Genomic DNA, 1,788 nt, shown 5'->3' with positions numbered 1-1,788 from the left:
GCTATTTTATCAGTTTTTGTTTTTATGGGAAGATTGGTTTTATCTTTCGGCCAGATTCCATATCCGCAATCCCTGCTTTTCCGCATACCGCAGTGTATACGCCGTACCACCGGTGGATCTTGTACAGTAACCGATGCAGTAGGCCGAGCCGTTCACCAGATGCCGGTCGCGGGCCAGAAAGGCCTCACGGCTGGGGGCGTCGCAGCAGTAGACTACCTTATCGACCCGAGCGTTGATGCTCACCACACGGGCTCGTTTGTTGGGTTTGTATCAAGTGGCTTTTCTAGAATAAGCCCAAAAAAGCGAACGCTTTTCATTTAGCATATACCTAATAGTTTATCTTTTTGCTTTTTAAATTCTTCTTCTGACAAAATTCCACAGTCAAGCAACTTCTTAAGTTTTAACAACTCGTCAGCAATAGACGGCATTGCGAGTGCTTTTACTTGTTCGAGCTGCTGTTTTACATACTCGATAACAATGTGCATACAATAGTCATTGATTTGTGATTTATCGTAAGTAAAGGTATTTTCGTTAAAAAAGTTACTTGCAATATTGTTTGAAGTAGAGGCTGCTGTTTCAAATTGGAGATACCCTAATGTAAGGCCAGGCTTCTTAACCTGTAACCCAATACAATCACAGAAGTAAATTGTCTTTTCGCCATCGGTTGCATTGTTGCTTATTACAGACCCGACTGTCACACCGACAGTGATTACGCACTTGTTTGGATAAATATCGATTTTTCTACCTCTGGCACCCTCAATACGATAAACCGCACCTTTTGGTGCAGCAGACTTATAGGTATCAATAGTAAAATTACTTTCATTTTCATTCCGTTTTTCGTCATCGTGTTGTTTATAGTATAGTTCCAGCAGAAAGTCCACATTGTCATCATCGATTATTAGGTATCCGAACCCATTTTGATGAGGCATTTCATTCTGCAAAATGATAGTTTCAAGCTGTACTTGATTTAGTTGATAATCTCGAGCAAGATCCCTAGTAGTCATATAAGTATCGTCCTCTCTATTTATTTGAAAACCAATACTGTATTGAGCCTTCTTGATTATAGCACAATTTTTTAAGTCACACCTCATGTTTAAAAATATTTATTATTATCAATATTTTGTCCGTTAGTGTTATCATTCTTACAACCCCATCACCTTTCCCAGCTTTTCCTGTGCCTCTCGCTTGGTTTTATCAAAGGCGTGGGCATAGATGTCCAGTGTGGTACTGGGCTGGGAATGACCAAGAAGCCCCGCAACGGTGCGGACATCCACGCCCTGGGCAATGAGTAGGCTGGCGTTGGTATGGCGCAGGCTGTGGACAGATAAGTTTTGAGGCAGCCCATTTTCCTTGAGGATTTTCTTGAAGCGGAAGGTAAAGGTTGTGGGTACCATGGGATCGCCGCCCGGCTGCCGGAAGAGGTAATCATCTTCGGTCAGGATCTGCCCTTCTGCCTGTTCCGTCTGCCAGGCACATTCCTGCTTCCACGTTTTCAACAGCTTGCACATCTCTTTGCTGATGTACACCCTCCGGTTGCCGCTTGTAGTTTTCGGCTCCTTGGTGAAGATCTTCTGCCCGCTGAGTTTGACCACCGTCCGCTGCACATGGATGGTCCGGTGCCTCCAGTCAATGTCAGACCAGCGTAATCCGCAGGCTTCGCCGCGGCGCATCCCTGTGGCCAGTACCAGTTTGAAGTACACTTCATATTTCATGCTTTGTGTTTCCAGAGCGGCGATCAGCTTCTGCACCGTTTCCTCGTCGGCCACCGGGCGCTCTTTGCGCACGCCT

At 45.2% G+C, this 1,788-nt stretch carries 3 protein-coding genes; all 3 read right to left on the bottom strand.

What is annotated here, in order from left to right; translation table 11 throughout:
• Window positions 1-39: 39 nt before the first annotated feature.
• Window positions 40-243, bottom strand: a complete 204-nt coding sequence (locus H6B10_RS14315; RefSeq protein ID WP_204652216.1) for a hypothetical protein — start codon at window positions 241-243, stop codon at window positions 40-42.
• A 74-nt stretch (window positions 244-317) separates the two neighbouring features.
• A complete protein-coding gene (locus tag H6B10_RS14310) occupies window positions 318-1,004 on the bottom strand; it encodes an SHOCT domain-containing protein (protein ID WP_204652215.1) in 687 nt (228 codons plus the stop codon).
• Window positions 1,005-1,142: 138 nt separating this feature from the next.
• Window positions 1,143-1,788 (bottom strand): site-specific integrase (locus H6B10_RS14305; protein ID WP_204652214.1); only part of this gene is annotated, 646 nt, incomplete at its 5' end.

Source organism: Gemmiger formicilis (genome assembly GCF_016901605.1).
GTDB classification, from domain to species: domain Bacteria; phylum Bacillota; class Clostridia; order Oscillospirales; family Ruminococcaceae; genus Gemmiger; species Gemmiger formicilis_B.
This window is presented reverse-complemented; position numbering and strand designations above follow the sequence as displayed.

Bases quoted from the DNA above. Each gene is read 5' to 3' on its own strand.
- H6B10_RS14310 (WP_204652215.1), bottom strand. From the start codon at position 1,004: ATGACTACTAGGGATCTTGCTCGAGATTATCAACTAAATCAAGTACAG.